Below are 2,814 nucleotides of genomic sequence, written 5' to 3' on the forward strand. Positions count from 1 at the left end.
GCAGGAGATAAAGTGTATCAGCTGAATGCAGGAGGACTGGTAACGCTTAACAGTGATCAGTTCCCCGACGGTGCATATTTCACTTTCGCCAATGCACAGGCAGCTCCTGCCGGTGTGGCAGCTGGCCTGGAAGTATGGGCCAGGGCAGATAGCGGAATAGTGGGAGGAAACAATGTTACACAATGGAAAGAGCTGAGCCCGTCGCGCCGTGTATGGCCTAAGGTCAACGGAAACGTGGCTGCATGGAGCCCTGCGTCTTTCAACTTCAATCCCGGCATAGGTCTGGCTGGCGGTACCTATTTCTCCCTTCCGGAATTTGCAAATGTGATGACGGCAGGTGAAATATTCTCCGTGCAGGCATCTAATCTTGATAACAATGCAGCCACCCTGCACTATGTTTTTGAGTTTGGCGGAACATATGCCAGCAACCAGGCTTCATATACATGGAGTAATAATAGTCAGTACACCTACTTTGGTTCCGGTACCGCGCGCAGGAACTTTGCCTACCCTGCATCTGTAAATGTGCGTAATGCGCATATGCTGAATATCTGGAGCGCTACCAACGACTGGGCGGCTGGTATCGACGGCAAGGTATTACTCACGGCTAATGCCAATGCAGTAAGCTTCCTTTCGCCTGCAGGCGTCAAGGATTATATAGGAGCTGGTCACAATGCTCCGTTTAATGGCAACATCCCGGAAGTCATCTTATATTCCCGTAAGCTGAGCGCCCTGGAACGCCAGCAGGTACAATCCTATATGGCGCTGCGGTATGGTCTTACACTCGGAATAGATACGCCGGTGGATTACCTGGCCAGCGACGGTACTACCACTATGTGGAAAGCTTCTGCAGGCAGCGGCTTTGCCAAACATATCACCGGTATTGGCCGCGACGACAGGGGCATGCTGTACCAGAAACAATCGGTAAGTGCAGACACTGGCCTGGTGACCATCGCTGCAGGTGCGGCGGTTACTGCTTCCAACAAAGCCAATGCAACGGTTATTACTAACGACCTTTCCTTCTTCACCTTCGGCGATGATGCCGGCGCTACCACTTACCTGACACCTGTTACCGGTATCAGCAATGTGAACAACCGCATGGCCCGCATCTTCAAAGCACAGAAAAATAACTGGGCAGATCAGAATATTACGCTCGAATTGAATGGCGGTAATGCACGCACCTATCTGTTGGTGAGCGCTGATAATACTTTTGGAGCAGGTGATGCGGCCTATGTATTGAATAGCGATGGTGCTGTTACCATTAATAGCAACCTGCTGCCCGATGGGGCCTACTTCACTTTTGCCAGGATGATCACCGGGCCGAATGGAGTAAAAGATGGCATTACTTTCTGGCTGCGTGCAGACGACGGTATGTCCGGTGGCAGCCAGTGGAGCGACTATAGCAATTACGGCAATGATGCATTACAGGGAGTAGTGGGCAGCCAGCCTATTACAGATGCCAAGGCCTTTAACTTCAACTACGGCCTGGTATTCGATGGTACAAACGACTTCCTGGATATGACGACTACACGTATCAATCCTTCAACTGCCACCGTTTTTGCAGTGGCCAGTGGTTCGGGATTTGCCGCAGTAAGAGATCTTATCAGTAGCGGAGGGGTAGGCTCCTCACAGGGAATGGAGTTCCGTCTCATCAACACCGGGCAACTGCAGTACCTTGAGAATGCTGCGTCAGTAATTGGTATAGGGGGCACCGTCACTTACCAGCCCAACAAACCTTATATTTTCAGCGGCACCCAAACCAATAATACGCCTAATGGCATACGTATATTTGGAAACTACACTTTTGATAACCAGGGCACTATTAATTTAACGCCGCTTACCGACAATTTAGTTTCTATAGGTTCCCGCACAATAGGTGGAAGGGCATTTTACTGGATGGGCGGCATGGGAGAAGTGATTGCCTACAACCGTGTATTATCTGATGCAGAGCGTCAGTCAGTTGAATCTTACCTGGGTATTAAATATGGGATTACCATAGGCAACGGCGCCACCGATTATCTGGCCACTGATGGCTCTAAATACTGGACCGCTGATCCAATTTATAAATCACGCATTACCGGTATAGGAAGAGATAATGCTACTAACCTGAATACAAAGCAATCACTCAGCGTAGACACCGGTTTTGTAACCCTCTCCCTGGGTAACAGCATTGCCATTACCAATGAACAGAATACCAATACCATTACCAACGATAAATCTTTCTTTGTTTTTGGAGATAATGGCTTGTCAGCCGCTTCTTATGGAAATATAGTAAGCGGAACAAACGCTACCCGCCGCCTGGCCCGCGTTTGGAAGGTAGATAAAACCAACTGGGCCGATCAATCCATCACCCTGAAAGCAGATGCGCCAGGTACAGAAGTATACCTGCTGATCAGCACGGATCCTACCTTTGCCACTATCAGCCAGGAGCTGCCGCTGAATGCAGATAAAACCATTACCCTCAATTCCAGCCTGATGACCGATGGTGTTTATTTCACCTTCGGCGCAGCCGCGAAATATCCGGGTGGTGTAAGCAGCGGTAAGCTGGTTTGGCTGAGGGCTGATCTGGGCACTTCTGCTAATGCAGACGGCACAGGGATCAGTACCTGGAATGACTATAGCCCTAACGGGAATAATATGACGCAGGTAACAGCGGCCAATCAGCCAATGTATCTCAATAATGCCACCGGCAACCTGAATTTTAACCCGGTAGTTAAGATAAATGGCGGCGCCAATGTAACCGGCGGGATGACTGGCCCCTCTTTATTAAAAACAGGTACCTACACCGGTGAAGCGGCCTTTTATGCAGGCAGTCAG

1 protein-coding gene is annotated in these 2,814 nt (G+C 49.8%); it reads left to right on the forward strand.

Annotation, left to right across the window (positions count from 1 at the left end; translation table 11 throughout):
• A partial coding sequence (locus VN105_RS23345) for a hypothetical protein (protein ID WP_325644755.1) occupies window positions 1–2,814 on the forward strand: 2,814 nt, incomplete at both ends.

The sequence above is a fragment of the Chitinophaga sp. genome (genome assembly GCF_035564935.1).
In the GTDB taxonomy this organism is placed as follows: Bacteria; Bacteroidota; Bacteroidia; order Chitinophagales; family Chitinophagaceae; genus Chitinophaga.